At 36.8% G+C, this 1,564-nt stretch carries 2 protein-coding genes; both read left to right on the forward strand.

Annotated features, from left to right (window positions below; genetic code table 11):
• Positions 1-125 precede the first annotated feature (125 nt).
• Positions 126-479: a transposase gene (locus ACIGBM_RS13490; RefSeq protein ID WP_397478085.1), complete on the forward strand. Its 354-nt coding sequence runs from the start codon at positions 126-128 to the stop codon at positions 477-479.
• A 37-nt stretch (positions 480-516) separates the two neighbouring features.
• Positions 517-1,452 (forward strand): transposase, encoded by a 936-nt coding sequence (locus tag ACIGBM_RS13495; RefSeq protein WP_397478086.1) that lies wholly within the window; start codon positions 517-519, stop codon positions 1,450-1,452.
• Positions 1,453-1,564 lie beyond the last annotated feature (112 nt).

Consider the following 1,564-nt stretch of genomic DNA (forward strand, 5'->3'; position numbering starts at 1 on the left):
AATACTAAGACCTCAGACTGCCATACAATAGGCCATTTTTATAACGTGAATGGTAAAAAACGGATCAATCTCAAAAGTTGTGTGTGAATTGAAATAAGATTACGATTTTTGTAAAAAAAATAGCCGTGGACAATTATATAGAATTACTAAAACTTATTCTCCCTGAATTTTTAATTAATCATTTCGATTTAATAAAAAACACAAAAAATGGTGAAGTAATGCACCTTTATTTTGAAGAGCGCAATGTGATTCCTAAAGAGGAGAAATCCAAAATGCTTGTTGCTCATGGTTTTCACAAAGAAGTCACTATTCAAGATTTTCCACTTCGAGGTAATACAGTCTATCTTCACGTAAAACGTCGCAGATGGTTAGATAAAAACACGAATCAGGTTGTACAACGCGATTGGAATTTAGTAGCACAGGGAACACGGATGACTAACGAGTTTGCTGCTTTTTTAAAAGAAATTAGTCAATACTAAGACCTCAGACTGCCATACAATAGGCCATTTTTATAACGTGAATGGTAAAAAACTGAGCAGACAATACAGAGAGCACTTAAGTGATTTTAAAGTTTGGAAACAAAGAAAACACGCTAAACAGTGGCTTGTTTTTCCCGAAAACATAGGGTCCCACTTATCTATTGACGAAACAGCATTATCAAAAGGGGAACTCTATACCATTATCACCAATAAAAAGGCAAAGGGCAAGAAAGGAGCTATAGTGGCCATATTCTCAGGGACTAAGGCGGGGCCGATTATAGAGCAATTACTACAGATATCGGCCAAGAAAAGATCCGAGGTCAAGGAGATTACCTTGGACATGGCCAACGCAATGAAGACTATCGCCAAACAATGCTTCCCAAAAGCGATACAGGTGACGGACAGGTTCCACGTACAGAAACTTGCGCTGGAAGCTCTTCAGGATATCCGTATCAAACATAGGTGGGCAGCCATCGATTTAGAAAACGAACAGATAAAACTGGCGAAAGGCATGGGTAAACCTTTTGTGCCAAAACTATTTTCAAATGGAGATACAAGAAAGCAGTTGTTAGCAAGAAGTAGGTACCTCCTTTATAAATCGCCTAACAATTGGACGCAAAACCAATTCGAAAGAAGCAAAATATTATTCGCCCAATATCCCGATATAAAGGTCGCTTTCGACCTAGTACAGGGACTCAGAAATATATTCAATAAGACAACTTCTATACAAATAGCATACACAAAAATGGCACATTGGTACAAAGACGTTGAAAACACCGGCTTCAGGTCATTCAATACAATTGCCAACACTATATCCCTCAATTATAAATCGATCCTAAACTATTTTATAAATAGAAGCACAAACGCATCCGCTGAATCATTTAATGCTAAAATAAAAGCTTTTAGAGCTCAGTTCAGAGGTGTGAAAAATGTAGAATTCTTCCTTTATAGGCTGACCACAATTTTTGCCTAAACACAACATTTAGGAATGATCCCTCAAAAGTGCTGAGAGTAGTGATATTTTAAATGTATTTAGGTATATACGAAATGGTAGAAACTCATGTGAAGTATTGTAAACCCTATAA

This window comes from Psychrobacter sp. NPDC077938, from assembly GCF_044542635.1.
Classification (GTDB): Bacteria; Pseudomonadota; Gammaproteobacteria; order Pseudomonadales; family Moraxellaceae; genus Psychrobacter.